This window comes from Bradyrhizobium sp. MOS002, from assembly GCF_003020115.1.
Lineage (GTDB): Bacteria > Pseudomonadota > Alphaproteobacteria > Rhizobiales > Xanthobacteraceae > Bradyrhizobium.
The window spans coordinates 720,455-737,262 of record NZ_PYFX01000001.1; the positions used below are offsets into that span (position 1 = coordinate 720,455).

Here is a 16,808-nt window from a genome sequence, read left to right on the forward strand (position 1 = left end):
GTGTCGTCCCGGCGAAGGCCGGGACCCATACCGCGCGATTTGTCGATTGCTGAAGGTAGAAATACAGAACGACCGATCTTCGCCAAACCACTCGCTGTGGTTATGGGTCCCGGCCTTCGCCGGGACGACAGTTGGGATTGCCGACCCAGCCCCTCACCCGAACCTCACCCCGATCCGCCTTTCCTTGCGCCAGATCACGGTGCAGGCGAGATGTGTTCCGTCGGCCTGGACGAACAGGCTGAAATGATCGGGGATGCCGACGGGACTGCTGACGTCGAGCGCGGCGCCGGTATCTGACAGGTTGCGGACGGTGCAATCGATCGCGCCGCCGCCGCCGAACTCGATCGTCCCGGCCTTCAGCACGCGATGCCTTGCCTTGTCGCGCCGCTCGTCCATGGGAACAATCTACACCCAAAGTTGAACCAAGCGTTAAACGCAGTCTCCGTCGCGATGCTTTTACGCGCGGGGCCTGCGGCCTTGCGAGTGGACCGGCGTCTACAGCGCCGGCTGGAACGTCTCCGTCCGCGCCATCCGCCAGGCGTCGCGGAAGCGCGGGTCTTCGGTGCCTTCGAGCAGCTCGCCCGGACGCAGCGACGGATAAAGCTGCGCGAAAGATCTCACGTCCGTGGTCGAGCTGCGCTGCGAGAAATGGATCGGGCGCAGCTGCTGCGGATGTTCGAGACCGGCGGCGGCGATCAGCTCGGTCAGCGAGTGCAGCGTCGCAAGGTGATAATTGTGCACGCGGTCGATCTTGAGCGGCACATAGAGCGCGCGCGCCCGCGTCGGGTCCTGGGTCGCGACGCCGGTCGGGCAACGGTCGGTGTGGCAGCTCAGCGACTGGATGCAGCCGAGCGAGAACATGAAGCCGCGCGCAGAATTGCAGTAGTCCGCGCCGATCGCCATGGCGCGCGCCATGTCGAAGGCGGTGGCGATCTTGCCGGATGCGCCGATCTTGATGCGGTCGCGCGCGTTGATGCCGATCAGCGCGTTGTGGACGAAACTGACGCCCTCCCGCATCGGCATGCCCAGATGGTCCATGAACTCCAGCGGCGCGGCGCCGGTGCCGCCCTCGTTGCCGTCGACGACGATGAAGTCGGGATAGATGCCGGTCTCGATCATCGCCTTGCAGATCGCCAGGAATTCCCAGGGATGGCCGATGCATAGCTTGAAGCCGGTCGGCTTGCCGCCGGAGAGCCTTCGCATCTCGCCGATGAACTGCATCATGCCGACAGGCGTCGAGAAGGCGCGATGCGAGGCCGGCGAGATGCAATCCTCGCCCATGGCGACCCCGCGGATCCTGGAAATTTCCTCCGAGACTTTCGCCGCCGGCAGCACGCCGCCATGACCGGGCTTGGCGCCCTGGCTGACCTTGAGCTCGACCATCTTGATCTGGTCCTGGCTCGCGACGCGCGCGAAGGCTTCGGGATCGAAGGCGCCGTCGAGATGACGGCAGCCGAAATAGCCCGAGCCGATCTCCCAGATGATGTCGCCGCCCATCTCCGCATGATAGGGGCTGAAGCCGCCCTCGCCGGTGTCGTGCGCGAAGCCGCCCTTCTTGGCGCCGGCATTCAGCGCGCGCACCGCGTTCGGGCTGAGCGCGCCAAAACTCATCGCGGAGATGTTGAACACCGAAGCCGAATACGGCTTGGCGCAATCGGGGCCGCCGATGGTGACGCGGAATTTCTCCTCGGCATGCGTCTTCGGCGAGACCGAGTGATGCATCCACTCATAACCCTCGCGGTAGACGTCCTCCTGGGTACCGAACGGACGCTTGTCGAGCTGCATCTTGGCGCGCTGATAGACCACCGCACGGATGTCGCGCGAGAACGGCATGCCGTCCTTCTCGCTCTCGAAGAAGTACTGCCGCATCTCCGGGCGAATCTCTTCGAGGAGGAAGCGGATATGCGCCGAGATCGGGTAGTTGCGTAGAACGGCGTGACCTTTCTGCATGAGGTCGCGAACGCCAAGCAGCGTCAGCGCGCCGAAGATCAGGATCGGGATCAACAGGATGTCGAAGATCTTGCGGTCGGCGATGCCGATGCCGATCAGCAGCGCGGTGACCACCGCGCAGATCGTCAGGACGATGAAGCGCGGGGAGAATGGCAGCAGCAGGGTTTCCATGATCCCCTCTTCCGCCAGCGGCAGCCGTTTGGGCGATACGTTGGACGATAAGTTGGGCGATTCCTGCGTCTTATTCTCGTCGGCCACGATTCCCATCCTCTCGCCAGCATGAGGCGGTACGATACGCCCGCGCCTGTCATACGGATATGACGCGGCGGTTGTTTCACGCTAGCGAATTCGGCGGGGACAAATCAATCAGCCCGATGGGCGGGCTTTTGCGGTGCAGCAGACGACGGGCCGACGACCACACTCACAGCGGTCGTCCCGGCGAAGGCCGGGACCCATAGCCACAGGACACGGTTTGGCGAAGACTGGTCGTTTGGGGACCGGCAATCGTCTACGAGTCGAGAGACCTCGCGATATGGTCCCGGCCCCCGTGCGCTATTGCGCACTAGGCCGGGACGACCAGAGAGCGCGCAATTACCGCTCGACGAACGCCTTCTCGATCACGAAATGGCCGGGCTTGTTGCCGGAGCCCTCGACGAAATCGCGGCCCTCGAACATCAGTTTCAGCTCTTCCAGCATCGCCGGGCTGCCGCACATCATGATGCGGTCGGTCGCGATGTCGAGCGGACCCTGGCCGATGTCGTTGAAGATCTGCTCGGAGCTAATGAGGTCGGTGATGCGGCCGCGGTTCTTGAACGGCTCGCGGGTCACGGTCGGGTAGTAGATGAGCTTGTCCGCGAGCAACTCCCCGAACAGTTCATCCTCGCGAAGGCTGGCGACGAGCTTCTCACCATAGGCGAGCTCGGAGACCTGACGGCAGCCATGCACCAGCACGATGCTGTCGAACTGGTCGTAGACCTCGGGGTCCTTGATCAGGCTGGCGAAGGGCGCCAGGCCAGTGCCGGTCGAGAGCAGCATCAGCCGCTTGCCGGGAATGAGGTTGTCGGTGATCAGCGTGCCGGTCGCCTTGCGGCCGACCAGGATGGTGTCGCCTTCCTTGATCTTCTGGAGACGCGACGTCAGCGGGCCGTCCTGAACCTTGATCGAGAAGAACTCGAGCTCTTCCTCGTGATTGGCGCTCGCCATGCTGTAGGCGCGGAGCAGCGGGCGGCCCTCAACCTCGAGGCCGATCATCGCGAACTGGCCGTTCTGGAAGCGGAAACCGGAATCGCGGGTGGCGCGAAAGCTGAACAGGGTGTCGGTCCAGTGCTGGACGGAAAGAACCTTCTCTCGGTAAAACGCGCTCATGATTTTCGATATTCCGAATAATTGCGGTTTTAGGGCAAAAGCGTTGCCCGGCCCCTGAAAGCGGGGCGGACACCATTGCCATGGCGGAGGATTTCGCGTGTGTGATGTACGCCATTGAGACCAATAATCAACCTCGTTCCGGATGCGATTGATGCCGGTCAAACCGGCATTTGCGGCGGAAATGGTCACATCATTAATGGATCTGCTGTCCGGCGCACGCGGAGGGCAATTTCTTTTCCCTCAGAGGCCCGAATACAGCACTTAATTTCCGTGGCGCTCGCGAGAATTTCATTAAGAATAGCTCTGATTTCCTGGGGTTTTGCGCCGTTTCCCGCATTTTTGCGGCTTTTGGCGCCAAGAGCGACTGGTAATGACGACTGGAAATGGCGACTGAGACACATGGCGAGCGGCGAGCGGATCTTCGTCCAGGCGATCAAGCGTTATTGCGCGAACCATGGCATCGCGCTCGATGTCCGCGCCGGTGGCTGGCTGCTCGCGATGCGCCGGGGCGAGCAGCGCCGCTTCGCGTTCGGCTACGACATCGGCCTCAACAGCGCCATCGCGCACCGACTGGCCAACGACAAATCGGCCACCGCCGAGGTGCTCGCGCTCGAGGGCGTGCCCTGCATTCCCCATCGCCTGTTCCTCAATCCGAAATTGGGCGAGAAGGTTGTCGAGGGCGCCTGGCGAGAGGCAATGCTGGCGCTGCTTCACGACAATCCGCAAGGCGTGGTGGTGAAGCCGAACGAGGGGACGTCGGGACGATCCGTCTTCAGGGTCACGACGGAAACAGAGCTCGATCATGCGGTTGGCGAAGCCTTTTCGATGAGCGTCGGACTGGTGATCTCGCCCTACGTCGTGATCGAGGACGAAGTTCGCGTGATACTGCTCGATGAGGCGCCACTCGTCGTCTACAGCAAGCAGCGCGGCTCGGATTGGCGGCACAATCTCGATGCGGGTGCAAAGCCCGTGCTGATGCAGGACGGCGATCTTCGCGCGGCCTGCGCGAAGCTCGCCATCGACGCCGCCAATGCCATCGGCATCACCTTCGCCTCGATCGACCTCGCGCACGTTGACGGCGTCTGGCGTGTGCTCGAAATCAATTCCGGCGTGATGATGGAGACGCTGGCCAAGCTGCATCCGGAGCTGGTGCAGAGGACGTACGATGCGGCGCTGGATCGGGTGTTTGGGGACGAACACTGAGCGACACGCGCGCTGGCGGCTTCAACCAACCGCTAGCCGATACGCAGCCTTCGCATTCACGCCGAACGCCTTCTCCCGCACCTGCGGCCCGAGCTTCATCAGGCACGCCTCCAGCGCACTCTTGATCTCGCCGTAGCTCCCGGCCAGCAAACATACCGGCCAGTCCGAGCCGAAGATCAGGCGATCTTCGCCGAAGCATGTCGCGGCGTGCGCGACGAACGGAAACAGCCGCTCCGCATTCCAGTCGCTCCAAACCGCTTCCGTCGCCAACCCCGAGACCTTGCACCAGACATTGCCGCACGCCGCGAGTGCCGCGATGCGATCGGACCATTCGTTGCTTCCACCGTCGGCGATTGGCGGCTTGGCGGCGTGGTCGAGCACGAAGCGCGCCTGCGGGAACGCTTGTGCGGTCGCGATCGCGGCCGGCAGCTCGCGGGTGCGGACCAGGAAATCGTAGGCGAGATCGTGCGCGAACACTGCGGTGAGGCCGCGCTGGACGTCCTCGCGCAGCAGCCAGTCAGGGTCGGCCTCGTCATGGACCTGGTGGCGGATGCCGATCAGCTTGTCGCCGCCGGGCGCAGCACGCAACTTCTCCAGCGTCTCGCCAAGTGCAGCGTCGGTCAGATCAGCCCAGCCGACGACGCCGATCACCGAAGGCGTCGTGTGAGCGATCCGCAAGAATTCCTCGGTCTCCGCCAGCGCGGAGCGGCACTGCACCAGGATGCTCGCGTCGATGCCGTTGTCTTTCAAGAGCGGCGCCAGATCGGCCGGACCGAAGGCACGCCGGAGCGGCGTGAGCTCGGGCGCGTCCATCCAGGGATAGTCGGCGCGCGCGGGATCCCAGAAGTGCTGATGCCCGTCGACGATCATGTCTTACGCTCCGCCCGGCAATGGTGCGCGGGCGTCGACGAGTTTTCGCGCACGCAGCTCCTGCCAGAACGCAGCCGGCACCGCCATCTCCGACATAGCGATGTTGTCGGCAACTTCCGCGGCGTTGCGCGCGCCCATCACGGCGACCGTGACGGCCGGATGAGCCATGCAGAACTGCAGCGCGGCGGCTTTCAGCTCGGTGCCGTGCTTGCGGCAAAGCTCGTCGAGCGCGAGCGCACGGGCGACGAGTGCCGCATCGGCGTCCTGATAATTGAACTTCGCGCCCGTGTGCGGATTGGCCAGGATACCGCTGTTGTAGATGCCGCCGAGCAGGATGCTGATATGCTTCGTCGCGCAGACCGGGAATAGCGCATCCAGCGCGCCCTGGTCGAGCAGCGTGTAGCGGCCGGCGAGCAGGAAGCAGTCGACCGGAACGGCCTCTGCGAACCGGACCAGCATGTCCGACTGGTTCATGCCGGCACCGATCGCCTTGACGGTGCCCTCAGTGCGCAGGCGCTGGAGCGCGCGGAAGGCGCCTGCGACGGCGTCGTCGTAGTGATCGTCGGGATCATGCACGAGCAGGACATCGACGCGGTCGAGCCCAAGCCGCGCCAGGCTCTCCTCCACCGATCGCATCACACCGTCATAACTGAAATCGAAAACCGGCCGCTCGCGCGACGTGCCCTTGTAATGCTCGTCCTCGGCGGCAGCGCCTTCGGGCGCACGCAGCAGACGACCGACCTTGGTCGAGATGGCGTAGGAATCGCGGGGCTGTTGCCGCAGGAATGCGCCAACGCGTCGCTCCGCGAGGCCAAAACCGTAGAGCGGCGCGGTGTCGAAGAAGCGGATTCCGAGCGACCAGGCGCGGGCGATCGTCGCTTCCGCATCGGCATCGCTGACGGGGGTGAACAATCCGCCGAGCGGGGCGGAACCGAGGCCGAGTGAGGTGACATCGAGAGAGCCGAGCCGCGACCTTTTCATTCCCATTGCCTCAACAGTCTTCGTCAACAACCAAAATCATCTCTCCCGCTTGCGAAAAGCGCAAGCGGGAGAGGCACGCAGGAGCGCGGGGCTGGCGACGCTCCTACTTCAACATCTGCGCGACGTTGTCCTTGGTCACGAGATCGAGGCCGGTATAAACGATCTCCGGCACCTTCTCGCCTTTCTTGATGGCGAGCAGCGTGTCCATCGCCTTCTCGCCCATCTCGAACGGACGCTGGCCGACCAGCGCATTGGCATAGCCATCGCGCAACAGCTCGAGCTGCATCTTCAGCGTATCGGCGACGACAAGCGTGAACTTGCCGGAATCGATTTCCTTCTTGTACCTGGAGGCGAAGGCCTTGAAGCCTTCGGGGGCGAACATCGGCCAGCCGCCGATGGGAACGATCGAGGCGAGGTCGGGCGTCGCGGTACGCATGTCAGTCATCTGCTGAACCGCCAGCGCCGGATCGTCGTTGCAGAACGTCGGGGAGCCCGCGACCTCGGTCCATTTCGAGCCCTTCAGCGCCTCGCGCACGCCGTCGACGCGTTCGGCGAGATTCTTGGCGCCGGGACCACCCGAGACCATGGCGTATTTGCCACCGTCGGGCCGCAGCTTCAGGAGCTGCTTGCCGAGGGCGACGCCGAACTCCTTGTTGTTGGTGCCGATATAGGCGATGCGCTTGGCGCCAGGTGCATCGGCGTCGAAGGTGATGACGGGGATGCCGGCCGCGGTCGCCGCGTCGATCGACTTGGTCATGGCAGCGACGTCGGCAACCGAGATGGCGAGGCCGTCGACCTTCTGGGTGACGAAGTCCTGGATGATCTGCGCCTGCGTCGCCGGCTCGTGCTCGACCGGCCCCTTGTAGATGCACTCGATATTGCCGAGCTCCTTGGCACGCTTCAGGCAGCCGTCGCGCGCGAAGTCGAAGAACGGATTGTTCATCGCCTTGGGCACGATCACGAACCGGTAGTTTGCGGCAAACGCCGGCGTAGCCATCATCGCGACCGCGATGCCGGCAAGAACAAATTTCCTCATCGTCTCCTCCACCCTTCTTTGGCGCCTGTCCTCTCAAGATCGTCCGGGAAGCGGACAGGCGGCATTTTTGTTGCCGTCCCGGAACGATTTCGTTTCAGATCATCCGCGAGCGGATGCGGTCGACCAATACGGCCAGGATAATGATCACGCCCACCAGCGTCTGCTGCCAGTAGGAGCTGACCTGGGCGAGCACGAGGCCGTTACGGATCACCTCGAGCAGCACGCAGCCGACGATGGCGCCGAGCGGACCGCCGATGCCGCCGGCGAGATTGGCACCGCCGATGACGGCCGCAGCGATCACGTTGAGCTCGTAGGACGTCGCCATGTTGGCCGGCGCCGATCCGAGCCAGCCGGAGATGATGATGCCCTGGAGGCCTGCGGCGAGCGCGCAGATCACATAGACCTCGATCTTCACCCGCACGACCGGGATGCCGGTGAGTTCGGCCGCCTTCTCGTTGCCGCCAAGCGCGAACACGTGACGGCCGAACGAGCTGTGGTGCAGCACCACGGCCATCGCCAGCGCGAGGACGATCAGATAAATGAACGGCACGGGCACGCCGAGCACGTCGCCCGAGGTGAGCGCGTAGAAATAACCGGCATCCGGGCCACCCGGAAAGCTGCCGCGTCCGTTGGAGACGACGTAGCCGAGCCCGCGCACGATCGAGAGCATGCCGAGCGTGGTGACGAACGGCGACAGGCCGAGCACCGCGATACAGAAGCCGTTGACGAGGCCGGCGAGCAGCGCGACGCCGAGGCCGGCGAGGAGCGATACCACCAGGATCAGGCCGGGGACATTGGCGAGCACGGTCTTGCCGTCGGCCGCCATGTGCACGAACAGGGAGCCCGCCGGCGAGCCGGGCGCCGACAGCTCGGTCATCACCATCGAGGTGATCATGGCGGAGAAGCACATCATCGAGCCGACCGACAGATCGATGCCGCCGGTGATGATCACAAAGGTGACGCCGAGGGTCGCAATGGCGATGAAGGAGAAATTCTTCGCCACGTTCTGCATGTTGCCTTCGGTGAAGAAGTACGGGCTGGCGAAATGCATGACCACCAGCAGCACGGCGAGTGCGAGCAGGACATAGCCGGTCTGCGACGCGAAGATGCCGCGCTGCCACCATCTGATCCGGCCGACATTGGTGAAGCTGATCGGAGATTCCATGGGCATGGCCATCACGCCGCCTCCTTCGCGCCGGTGATCAGGGCGGTGACTTCCTCGGGGGAGGTCTGGTGGATGGGCTTGTCGGCCCGCTTTTCGCCGCGCCGCATGACGATGACGCGATCGCACACCGCGAACACGTCGGGCATGCGGTGCGAGATCAGCATCACGGCAACGCCCTGCTCCTTCAGCCGGTGGATAAGGCCGAGCACCTGCTCGACCTGACGGACCGAGATCGCGGCCGTGGGCTCGTCCATCATGACCAGCTTCGCGTTGGAGAGCCGCGTCCGCGCGATCGCAACAGCCTGGCGCTGGCCGCCCGACATCTGCTTGACGAGATCGTCGGGGCGCGTCTCCGAGCGCAGCTCGCCGAACAGCTCCAGCGCACGCGCCGCCATCGCCTTGTGGTCGAGCAACGCGAACGGCCCGATCCTGCGCTTCAGCTCGCGGCCGAGGAAGACGTTGGCCGCCGCGGTGAGATTGTCGGCGAGGGCAAGGTCCTGATAGACCACCTCGATGCCGACGCCGCGGGCATCGATAGGCCGGTTGAAATGAACCGCGCTGCCGGCGAAGCGGATTTCGCCGTGACTGGGGCGGAAATTGCCGGCGATGATCTTGACCAGCGTCGACTTGCCCGCGCCGTTGTCGCCCATCAGGCCGACGACCTCGCCGGGGAGGACGTGCATGTCGACATCATGCAGCGCGCGGATCGCGCCGAACTCCTTGCCGATGCCGGTCAACTCGAGGACCGGTGTCGCTTGTGCATTTGTCATCAGCGGCCTTCCTCAGACGTAACGATTGACGAGGGATTCCAGATATTCCTGCCGGCCCGAGCGCGGCTGCGGGTCGAAGCCCGGGCCGTGCGCGCGGTCGGCAAGTTCGGCGAGCGAGCGCTGGCCGCCGAGAATGGCGCGGCCCTCGGGCCCGGCCCATCCCTCGTAGCGTTTCGCAAGCGGCGCAGTGAGCACGCCGGCGTCGAGCATCTCCGCAGCGGCGAGCAACGCCCGCGCGCAGGCGTCCATCGAGCCGACATGGGCATGGATCAGATCGTCGGGATCGATCGACTGGCGGCGGATCTTGGCGTCGAAATTCAACCCGCCCGAACTGAAGCCGCCGCGGTTCAGGAGCTCGTGGAACACCAAGGCGAGCTCGGGCACGTTCATCGCGAACTGGTCAGTGTCCCAGCCGAGCAGATCGTCGCCGCGGTTGATGTCGAGCGAGCCGAACACACCCAGCGCCTCGGCGAGCGCGACCTCGTGATGGAAGGAGTGGCCGGCGAGGATGGCGTGGTTCTGCTCGATGTTGAGCTTGACGTCCTTCAGCAGGTCGTAACGCGCGAGGAAGCCGTAGCAGGTGGCGACGTCGAAATCATATTGATGCTTGGTCGGCTCCTTCGGCTTCGGCTCGATCAGGATCGGTCCCTTGAAGCCGATCTTGTGCTTGTGCTCGACGACGAGCGAGACGAAGCGGCCGAGCTGGTCGAGCTCGCGCTCGATATCGGTGTTGAGCAGCGTCTCGTAGCCCTCGCGCCCGCCCCACAGCACGTAGTTCTGGCCGCCGAGACGGTGCGTCACTTCCAGCGCGGCGCGGACCTGGCCGGCGGCGTAGGTGAATATCTCGGGATCCGGATTGGTGGCGGCGCCCGCCATGTAGCGGCGATGCGTGAACAAATTGGCGGTGCCCCAGAGCAGGCGCACCTTGCTTGAGGCCATCTTCGCCTCGAAGAGATCGGCGATGGCATTGAGGTTGGCGACGGATTCCGCGAGCGAGTTGCCTTCCGGCGCCGCATCGACGTCGTGGAAGGTGAAGAAGGGCACGTCGAGCAGGCGGAACAGCTCGAAGGCGACGTCGGCCTTGGCCCGCGCCTGCGCCATCGCATCGGCGCCGTGATGCCAGGGCCGCAGGAACGTCTCGCCGCCAAAGGGATCGCCGCCGGGCCAGCACAACGAGTGCCAGTAGCAGACCGCAAAGCGCAGATGGTCTTCCATCCTGCGGCCATGGACGAGATGGTCCTTGTCATACCAGCGGAAGGCAGGCGCGTTGCCCGCATCCTTGCCGGCGAAGGCGACAGGCGTGCTTTTATCGAAGAATTTTGCGGACGCGTTCACTCAGGCACACTCCTTCAACGCAGGATAAAGTTCGCGCCAGCGGCGATAGGCCTCGTCATAGGCCGAGCTGACCGATGCGCGAGGCGTAAAGCTCGCGAGCCGCCGTGGCCGGGTGCAAACCGCAGCCGCGTCTTCGCCGGTGGCGGCGAGCCGGCCGAGCCTGGCGGCGCCGAGTGCCGCCCCGACCTCGCCCTCCTCGACACGGTGGACGGGAATGCCGAGCACATCGGCGCAGATCTGCGCCCACAGCGGCGAGCGCGAGCCGCCACCGACGAGATCGACCTCGGGAAGCGGCCCGCCCGCCGCGCTCAGCGCCGCGAGATTGTCGCGCGCGGCGAAGGCGACGCCTTCGAGCACGGCCTGAACGATCTGGCCGCGCCCGGTCGCACCGCGCAGGCCGACGAAGGCGCCGCTGGCGGCGGCATCGTTGTGCGGCGTGCGCTCGCCGTCGAGATAGGGCAGGAATTTGACCGGGCTCGGTCCATCGACGCGCTCGCCGAGCGGCGCCAGCAGCGCTGCGGCCGGAATCTCCATCACGCCCGCGAGCCAGGCCAGCGAAGCTGCAGCCGACAGCATCACGCCCATCTGATGCCAGCGGCCAGGCAGTGCGTGACAGAACGCATGGACCGCCGAGGCCGGCGCCGGCGCAAACCGATCGGTGACCCGGAACACCACACCTGAGGTTCCCAGAGACAGAAACGCATCGCCCGGCGCGATGGCGCCGAGCCCGATCGCGCTCGCGGCATTATCGCCGGCGCCGCCGGCGACCACGACATCCCTCGCCATGCCCCAGCGTTGCGCGTAGTCCGGCGCAAGCACCGCGCTGACCTCGCTGCCCTCGACCAGGCGCGGCATGTGATGGAGATCGAGCCCGGTGGCATGCAGCAGCAGGGCCGACCAGCGGCGCAGACCGACGTCGAGCCACAGCGTGCCGGCCGCGTCCGACATGTCCTCGATCATCTCGCCGGTCAGGCGATAGCGGACATAGGCCTTCGGCAGCAGCACCTTTGCGACGCGCGCGAAGATTTTCGGCTCGTGCCTGGCGACCCAGAGCAGCTTCGGCGCGGTGAAGCCGGGCATGGCCAGATTGCCGGCGATCGTGTGCAGCGATGGGCAGCGCCGCTCCAGCGCGACGCATTCGGCGTGCGAGCGGCCGTCATTCCAGAGGATCGCGGGACGCAGCGGCCGTCCGTCCGCGTCCAGCAGCGTCGCGCCGTGCATCTGGCCCGATAGCCCGATGCCGCGTACCCGCGCGACCTCGCGCGGATGGCGGGCGGCAAGATCGTCGACCGCGCCGACCGCCGCATCGACCCAGCCATCGGGATCCTGCTCGGACCACAGCGGCGCGGGATGCGACAGCGCAAGCTCGCGCGCCGCCGTCGCGAGAACCGCGCCGGCTTCGCTGACGAGCACCGCTTTCACACCCGATGTGCCGATGTCGATTCCGAGATACACGCCATCCTCCCTTTCGCCTGTTGCGGTGCGCGAACTCAAAGTCGCCTTGCCCGCAACGGGTCGTTTCGAATTCCCCCGCCGCTACGGCAGATTGTCCCGCATTACGATGTCGATCCTGATCTTCTCCTGTTCGCGCAAGATCGGCTCGCCACGGGCGAGCGCGAGCAGCACGCGCACGGCGGCGCGCGCTTCGTGTCCAGGGTTCTGCGAGATCGCGGCATGCATCACGCCCTGCAGCAGCAGCCGGCGCGTCAGCGCGGTGACGTCGTGTCCGACGAACACCACCTGCTTGTCGCGGCCGGCATCGCTCAACGCGTTGGCGACGCCTTGCGTGCCGGCGCCGACGTTATAAAGGCCGACAATGTCAGCATGCCTGCCCAGCAACCGCGACAACAGCTGCTCCGAACGCGCGTCCTCGTCGCGTCCTTCCAGCACCGGCAGCACGCTGAGGCCGGGGAATTCCGACGCCATCACCTGATTGAAGCCAAAAATTCGCTCGGCATGGTCGCGCAGGCCCTGCGAGCCCGCGACGATCGCGACCTTGCCGGACTTTTGTCCGACCAGCCGCCCGACCAGCGCGCCGGCGGTGCGCCCTGCGGCAATATTATCGATGCCGACATAATGGTGCCGGCGCGACGACGGCACGTCCGAGACCAGGGTCACGACCTTGGCGCCGGCATCGACGAGATCGTCGATGGCGGCGCGGACGCCGGGATGATCCAGCGCCACCACGGCGATGCCGTCGTAACCGTCAGAGAGTCCTTCCAGGGAAGCCGCGAGCACGGACGGATCGAACACGTCGGTTGCGACCGTCTCGACGCCGAGGCGGCGAGCCGACAGCCAGCCCGACATCTCTCCGAGATAGTCCTGGATCTGCTGCATGAACGGATTCGGCCCCGACGGCATCACGAAGGCGAAACGGCGGGCGCGGCCGCGGGCGAGCTCGGCGGCGGCCACATGCGGCTGGAACGAATTGCGCTCGATCGCCTCTTTGACGCGCCGGACCGTATCCGGCCGCACGCCCGGACGATTGTGCAGCACTCGGTCCACCGTCGCGAGGCTGACGCCGGCCTGGCGGGCGATGTCCTTCAGCGTCAGCGCGGTCGTGGTGAGCGTCTCGGCCATGGCTGAAGGCTAGCAGAGGTGTTTTGAGGTACGCAACTCATTTTGAGGGGCAAGACGACACTTTCGAGCCGCGGTTGCGTCGGCGGTGGCTAGCCGCCGCTCAGATCCAGCGTCAGGAACAGGCTGTTGGGATCCTCGGCATAGCCTTCGAACGGGCCGCAAAGCACAAAGCCGTGCGCCTGGTACAGAGCATGCGCGGGCTTGAAATAGTCCCACGAGCCGGTCTCGAGGCTGAGCCGCTGAAGCCTGCGCGCGCGGGCTTCCGCGATGATGTGGCGGAGCATCTCACCGCCGAAGCCGCGCCGCCGCGTAGTCTGAAGCGTGTGCATCGACTTCACCTCGCCATGCACAGCCGAAAGCGACTTGAGCGCCCCGACGGCGACCAGAGTGTCGCCGTCCCAGCCAGTCCAGAACGCGACGTCGGGCGCGCGCAGCCCGGAGAGATCGAGCGCATGGGCGCTGCCCGGCGCCGTCTGCGCCCGCGCCGCCGCGACGTGATGATCGAGTAGCGCGATGACGCGCGGATCGAAGGTGTCGCCGGTCCGGATCTGGATGGCCACGGTCTTACATCTTTCCATAAGAGGCGCCGCGGCGCGTGATGATGACGTAGCGCGCGTCCTGTCTGGTCTCGTTCTCGAAGATCACCGCGCGCATCACGTCGAAGTCGAGACAGTCGCCTTCGCGCAGCCGAACCGCCTTGGCGTCGATGTGCACGGCGATCGCGCCCTCCAGCATCAGGAGTTGCTGGGTGAAGGCATTGCGGCCCCAGGGGCTGTAGGAGACGCGCGCACCGGCCGGCAGGTCGACGACGATGATCTCGATGCCGCTTGCCGCATCCGGCGGCGAGGCGTGCCGGCGCCGATAGCCACTGTCGGGATCGCGCCAGTGCGGCTGGTCGGCGAGCCGCACCAGCCGCTCCGGCGGCTTCTCCGCGAGCGCAACGACGTCGCTCAGCGTGACATCGAGCGCCGCGCAGAGCTTGTTGAGCAGCGCAGCCGTCGCACTGCTCTGCGCCCGCTCCACCCGCCCGATCATGGCCCGGCTGACGCCGGACCGCGCGGCAAGCTCATTCAACGTCATGCCGGCCTGCGTCCGCAGCGTCTTCAAGCGACGACCGATCGCGCGATCGAGCTTTTGCTGGTCCATTTCTTGTAGGTCCTGGCCTTCATCCGAACATGGCCCGGCGCAGGGACCCCAAGCCGCCAGGCGAGAGGAGCTTAGCCGAGAGAGCGGCGGGTGCCGGTCACGATGGGCTAATATATTGGAAACTTGGTCTGGCGCACGCCGGAGACATCGGCCTTGTTCGCTAAAGCTTCGAAGGGCATCCTGCTTCGCGCTGCCGGAATATCAAAGTGCTGCGAAGCGCTCTGGCACAAAGCAGAATGGAGCGGGCGAAGGGAATCGAACCCTCGTATGCAGCTTGGGAAGCTGCCGTTCTACCATTGAACTACGCCCGCGGATGCGCAGCCTGCGCCCGCTCTGATTAGCCGAGACGGCGCATCTCGCCAAGCGCTTTGGCGCAGCCCGCCCGACCCTTCTTAAGTTTCCGGCAAGATTCCAGGTGCGCCGGATTGTGGCGGTGTTATGATCGCCTGTCTGGGGAGACGTGCACTGAGTGGGGCGTGTGCATGGTGGGGCGCGGCTACGCGATATTCGACACGACCATAGGGCGCTGCGGCATCATCTGGAGCAGCACCGGTGTCGTCGCCGTGCAATTGCCGGAGGCGCGGGAGATCGACACCCGCCGAAGGATTTTCCAGGTCCATCCCGAGGCGCGCGAGCAGCGGCCTTCCGCGAACGCCGCGTTCGCGATCGAGGGCATCGTGGGCTTGCTGCAAGGCAGCGATGCTGATTTTTCCGAGGTCAGTCTGGACGCGAGCGGGGTGCCCGGGTTCAACCGGCGGGTCTATGAAGCCGCCTGCGCCATCCCGCGCGGGGAGACGCGCACCTATCACGAGATCGCCAAGGCGCTGGGCGCCTCAGGTGCTGCGCATTCGGTGGCACAGGCGATCGCGAAAAATCCCTACATGCTGATCGTGCCCTGCCACCGGGTGCTGGAAGCCGGCAATTACACCGACCGGCTCTCACCCTATGGCGGCGTGATCTCCAAGCGGCGGCTGCTGTCGCTCGAGGGCGCCCATCCGATCGCCAGCAAGACGCTGTTCGACGTCCTCCTGCCCGTTGCCCCACCGAGGCCCTCCACCTAGATAGGTGGCATGGATGCGACCGCGCTGCTGACGACCCCCTCGATGACCGTCTCCGAGTTTCGCTGCGACGCGGGACCGGACGACATGCCGTTTGCGGAGTGCCGCACCGGCCACTCGATAGCCTATGTTCGCGCGGGCAGCTTTGGCTGTCATTGCCGCGCCGGCTTCTTCGATCTGGTGGCGGGCTCGATGCTGGTTGGCTCGCCGGGCGAGGAATACACCTGCACGCACGAGCATGTCGCCGGCGATGTCTGTCTGTCCTTTTTCCTCAGCGAGGATCTGGTCGACGCGCTCGGCGGCCGGCGCGACGTCTGGCAAGTCGGCGCGACGCCGCCGCTGCCCGAGCTGATGGTGCTGGGCGAACTCGCCCAGACGGCGGCAGATGGCAACAGCGACCTCGGTCTCGACGAAGTCGGGCAGATCCTCGCCGGCCGTTTCGTCGATGTCGTCTCGGGCAAGGCGCGCAAGCCAGCGACGCCGACCGCGCGCGACCGCCGCCGTGCCGTGGAAGCCGCGCTGTGGATCGACGCCAATTCGCACGCCGAGGTCGACCTCGAACAGGCGGCGCGGCAGGCAGGCCTCAGCCCCTTCCACTTCCTGCGGCTGTTCTCCGCCGTGCTCGGCGTCACCCCGCATCAATATCTGGTGCGCTCGCGCCTGCGGCATGCGGCGCGGCTGCTTACCGACGACGATATCGCCGTCACCGACATCGCCTATGACGTCGGCTTCGGCGATCTCTCCAACTTCGTCCGCACCTTCCACCGCGCCGCCGGCGTGTCGCCAACCAAGTTCCGTCAGGCCTCGAGGGGAGAGCGCAAGATTCTCCAAGAGCAGCTCGCCCTCAACTGACTAGGTTCGTCTCCGGCGCGCGCCGATTGCGGCGCGCTTTGGAATGGAGACGACCATGTACGACCATATCGGATTGCGTGTTGCCGACCTCGACGCTGCCACGCGCTTCTACACCGCGGTGCTGGCGCCGCTCGGTTACGTCCTGTGCTCGAGCGGCGATGGTTATGCCGGCTTCGGGCCGAAGGGCGAGCCGGCGCTGTGGCTGCACCTCAACAAGGGACGCAAGGCCGATGGCGCGCATATCGCGTTTCGCGCAGGCGATCATGACGCGGTCAAGGCATTCTACAGCGAGGGCTTGAAGAGCGGCGGCCGCGACAATGGCGGCGCCGGCCCGCGCAAGGATTACAGCCCGACTTACTACGCGGCGTTCTTGATCGATCCGGACGGTAACAACATCGAGGCGGTTTGCACGTGAGTGCGGCAGCCTCACCACACGCACGTTGTCATGCCCCGGCTTGACCGGGGCATCCAGTACGCCGCATCTTCTCGGTTTCATC

At 65.5% G+C, this 16,808-nt stretch carries 17 protein-coding genes and 1 tRNA gene; 4 read left to right on the top strand and 14 right to left on the bottom strand.

The window, feature by feature from the left end:
• Nucleotides 1-153: 153 nt before the first annotated feature.
• The 3 genes from C7G41_RS03665 to C7G41_RS03675 form a co-directional block, all read right to left on the bottom strand.
• Nucleotides 154-396, bottom strand: a complete 243-nt coding sequence (locus C7G41_RS03665; RefSeq protein ID WP_106941262.1) for a PilZ domain-containing protein — start codon at nucleotides 394-396, stop codon at nucleotides 154-156.
• 99 nt (nucleotides 397-495) lie between these two features.
• Entirely contained in the window at nucleotides 496-2,217 is a 1,722-nt protein-coding gene (locus tag C7G41_RS03670) for an FMN-binding glutamate synthase family protein (RefSeq protein ID WP_199198109.1), read from the bottom strand.
• 324 nt (nucleotides 2,218-2,541) lie between these two features.
• On the bottom strand, nucleotides 2,542-3,315 hold the full coding sequence (locus C7G41_RS03675) for a ferredoxin--NADP reductase (protein ID WP_106941263.1): 774 nt from the start codon (nucleotides 3,313-3,315) through the stop codon (nucleotides 2,542-2,544).
• A 399-nt stretch (nucleotides 3,316-3,714) separates the two neighbouring features.
• On the opposite strand from C7G41_RS03675, the gene C7G41_RS03680 reads away from it, so the two are divergent.
• Nucleotides 3,715-4,518 carry a RimK family alpha-L-glutamate ligase gene (locus tag C7G41_RS03680; protein ID WP_106941264.1) on the top strand — a complete coding sequence of 268 codons (804 nt, stop codon included), beginning with the start codon at nucleotides 3,715-3,717 and terminating at the stop codon, nucleotides 4,516-4,518.
• A 21-nt stretch (nucleotides 4,519-4,539) separates the two neighbouring features.
• On the opposite strand, the gene C7G41_RS03685 is transcribed toward C7G41_RS03680, so the two are convergent.
• From C7G41_RS03685 to C7G41_RS03735, 11 genes are all read right to left on the bottom strand, one after another.
• Nucleotides 4,540-5,388 (bottom strand): amidohydrolase, encoded by an 849-nt coding sequence (locus C7G41_RS03685; RefSeq protein ID WP_106941265.1) that lies wholly within the window; start codon nucleotides 5,386-5,388, stop codon nucleotides 4,540-4,542.
• A gap of 3 nt (nucleotides 5,389-5,391) precedes the next feature.
• Entirely contained in the window at nucleotides 5,392-6,369 is a 978-nt protein-coding gene (locus C7G41_RS03690; protein ID WP_106941266.1) for an aldo/keto reductase, read from the bottom strand.
• A 103-nt stretch (nucleotides 6,370-6,472) separates the two neighbouring features.
• Nucleotides 6,473-7,405 (bottom strand): sugar-binding protein, encoded by a 933-nt coding sequence (locus tag C7G41_RS03695; protein WP_199198110.1) that lies wholly within the window; start codon nucleotides 7,403-7,405, stop codon nucleotides 6,473-6,475.
• A 94-nt stretch (nucleotides 7,406-7,499) separates the two neighbouring features.
• Complete coding sequence (locus C7G41_RS03700; RefSeq protein ID WP_199198111.1) at nucleotides 7,500-8,582, bottom strand: ABC transporter permease; 1,083 nt, start codon at nucleotides 8,580-8,582, stop codon at nucleotides 7,500-7,502.
• Nucleotides 8,582-9,340, bottom strand: a complete 759-nt coding sequence (locus C7G41_RS03705) for an ATP-binding cassette domain-containing protein (protein WP_106941269.1) — start codon at nucleotides 9,338-9,340, stop codon at nucleotides 8,582-8,584. The genes C7G41_RS03700 and C7G41_RS03705 overlap by 1 nt, the downstream gene beginning before the upstream one ends.
• 12 nt (nucleotides 9,341-9,352) lie before the next feature.
• Nucleotides 9,353-10,675, bottom strand: coding sequence for a xylose isomerase (gene xylA / locus C7G41_RS03710; RefSeq protein ID WP_106941270.1), 1,323 nt, complete (start codon nucleotides 10,673-10,675; stop codon nucleotides 9,353-9,355).
• Nucleotides 10,676-12,130 (bottom strand): xylulokinase, encoded by a 1,455-nt coding sequence (xylB, locus tag C7G41_RS03715; protein WP_106941484.1) that lies wholly within the window; start codon nucleotides 12,128-12,130, stop codon nucleotides 10,676-10,678.
• Nucleotides 12,131-12,211: 81 nt separating this feature from the next.
• A complete protein-coding gene (locus C7G41_RS03720) occupies nucleotides 12,212-13,255 on the bottom strand; it encodes a LacI family DNA-binding transcriptional regulator (RefSeq protein WP_106941271.1) in 1,044 nt (347 codons plus the stop codon).
• Nucleotides 13,256-13,344: 89 nt separating this feature from the next.
• Nucleotides 13,345-13,809: a GNAT family N-acetyltransferase gene (locus C7G41_RS03725; protein WP_199198164.1), complete on the bottom strand. Its 465-nt coding sequence runs from the start codon at nucleotides 13,807-13,809 to the stop codon at nucleotides 13,345-13,347.
• Nucleotides 13,810-13,819: 10 nt separating this feature from the next.
• On the bottom strand, nucleotides 13,820-14,401 hold the full coding sequence (locus C7G41_RS03730) for a helix-turn-helix domain-containing protein (RefSeq protein WP_106941273.1): 582 nt from the start codon (nucleotides 14,399-14,401) through the stop codon (nucleotides 13,820-13,822).
• A 237-nt stretch (nucleotides 14,402-14,638) separates the two neighbouring features.
• A tRNA-Gly gene (locus C7G41_RS03735) sits at nucleotides 14,639-14,712 on the bottom strand.
• 171 nt (nucleotides 14,713-14,883) lie between these two features.
• Here C7G41_RS03735 and C7G41_RS03740 point away from each other — a divergent pair.
• From C7G41_RS03740 to C7G41_RS03750, 3 genes are read left to right on the top strand one after another with little or no spacing between them, the layout of a single operon-like run.
• Nucleotides 14,884-15,462, top strand: coding sequence for a methylated-DNA--[protein]-cysteine S-methyltransferase (locus C7G41_RS03740; RefSeq protein ID WP_106941485.1), 579 nt, complete (start codon nucleotides 14,884-14,886; stop codon nucleotides 15,460-15,462).
• Between the two features lie 9 nt (nucleotides 15,463-15,471).
• Nucleotides 15,472-16,311: a helix-turn-helix transcriptional regulator gene (locus C7G41_RS03745; RefSeq protein ID WP_106941274.1), complete on the top strand. Its 840-nt coding sequence runs from the start codon at nucleotides 15,472-15,474 to the stop codon at nucleotides 16,309-16,311.
• Between the two features lie 55 nt (nucleotides 16,312-16,366).
• Nucleotides 16,367-16,726, top strand: a complete 360-nt coding sequence (locus C7G41_RS03750) for a VOC family protein (protein WP_199198112.1) — start codon at nucleotides 16,367-16,369, stop codon at nucleotides 16,724-16,726.
• Nucleotides 16,727-16,808: the final 82 nt, after the last annotated feature.

Coding starts and splice junctions, on each gene's coding strand:
- C7G41_RS03705 (WP_106941269.1), bottom strand. CDS start 9,340: ATGACAAATGCACAAGCGACACCGGTCCTCGAGTTGACCGGCATCGGC.
- C7G41_RS03720 (WP_106941271.1), bottom strand. CDS start 13,255: ATGGCCGAGACGCTCACCACGACCGCGCTGACGCTGAAGGACATCGCC.
- C7G41_RS03730 (WP_106941273.1), bottom strand. CDS start 14,401: ATGGACCAGCAAAAGCTCGATCGCGCGATCGGTCGTCGCTTGAAGACG.
- C7G41_RS03740 (WP_106941485.1), top strand. CDS start 14,884: ATGGTGGGGCGCGGCTACGCGATATTCGACACGACCATAGGGCGCTGC.
- C7G41_RS03665 (WP_106941262.1), bottom strand. CDS start 396: ATGGACGAGCGGCGCGACAAGGCAAGGCATCGCGTGCTGAAGGCCGGG.
- C7G41_RS03670 (WP_199198109.1), bottom strand. CDS start 2,217: ATGGGAATCGTGGCCGACGAGAATAAGACGCAGGAATCGCCCAACTTA.
- C7G41_RS03685 (WP_106941265.1), bottom strand. CDS start 5,388: ATGATCGTCGACGGGCATCAGCACTTCTGGGATCCCGCGCGCGCCGAC.
- C7G41_RS03700 (WP_199198111.1), bottom strand. CDS start 8,582: ATGGCCATGCCCATGGAATCTCCGATCAGCTTCACCAATGTCGGCCGG.
- C7G41_RS03690 (WP_106941266.1), bottom strand. CDS start 6,369: ATGAAAAGGTCGCGGCTCGGCTCTCTCGATGTCACCTCACTCGGCCTC.
- C7G41_RS03695 (WP_199198110.1), bottom strand. CDS start 7,405: ATGAGGAAATTTGTTCTTGCCGGCATCGCGGTCGCGATGATGGCTACG.
- C7G41_RS03680 (WP_106941264.1), top strand. CDS start 3,715: ATGGCGAGCGGCGAGCGGATCTTCGTCCAGGCGATCAAGCGTTATTGC.
- C7G41_RS03750 (WP_199198112.1), top strand. CDS start 16,367: ATGTACGACCATATCGGATTGCGTGTTGCCGACCTCGACGCTGCCACG.
- C7G41_RS03675 (WP_106941263.1), bottom strand. CDS start 3,315: ATGAGCGCGTTTTACCGAGAGAAGGTTCTTTCCGTCCAGCACTGGACC.
- C7G41_RS03745 (WP_106941274.1), top strand. CDS start 15,472: ATGGATGCGACCGCGCTGCTGACGACCCCCTCGATGACCGTCTCCGAG.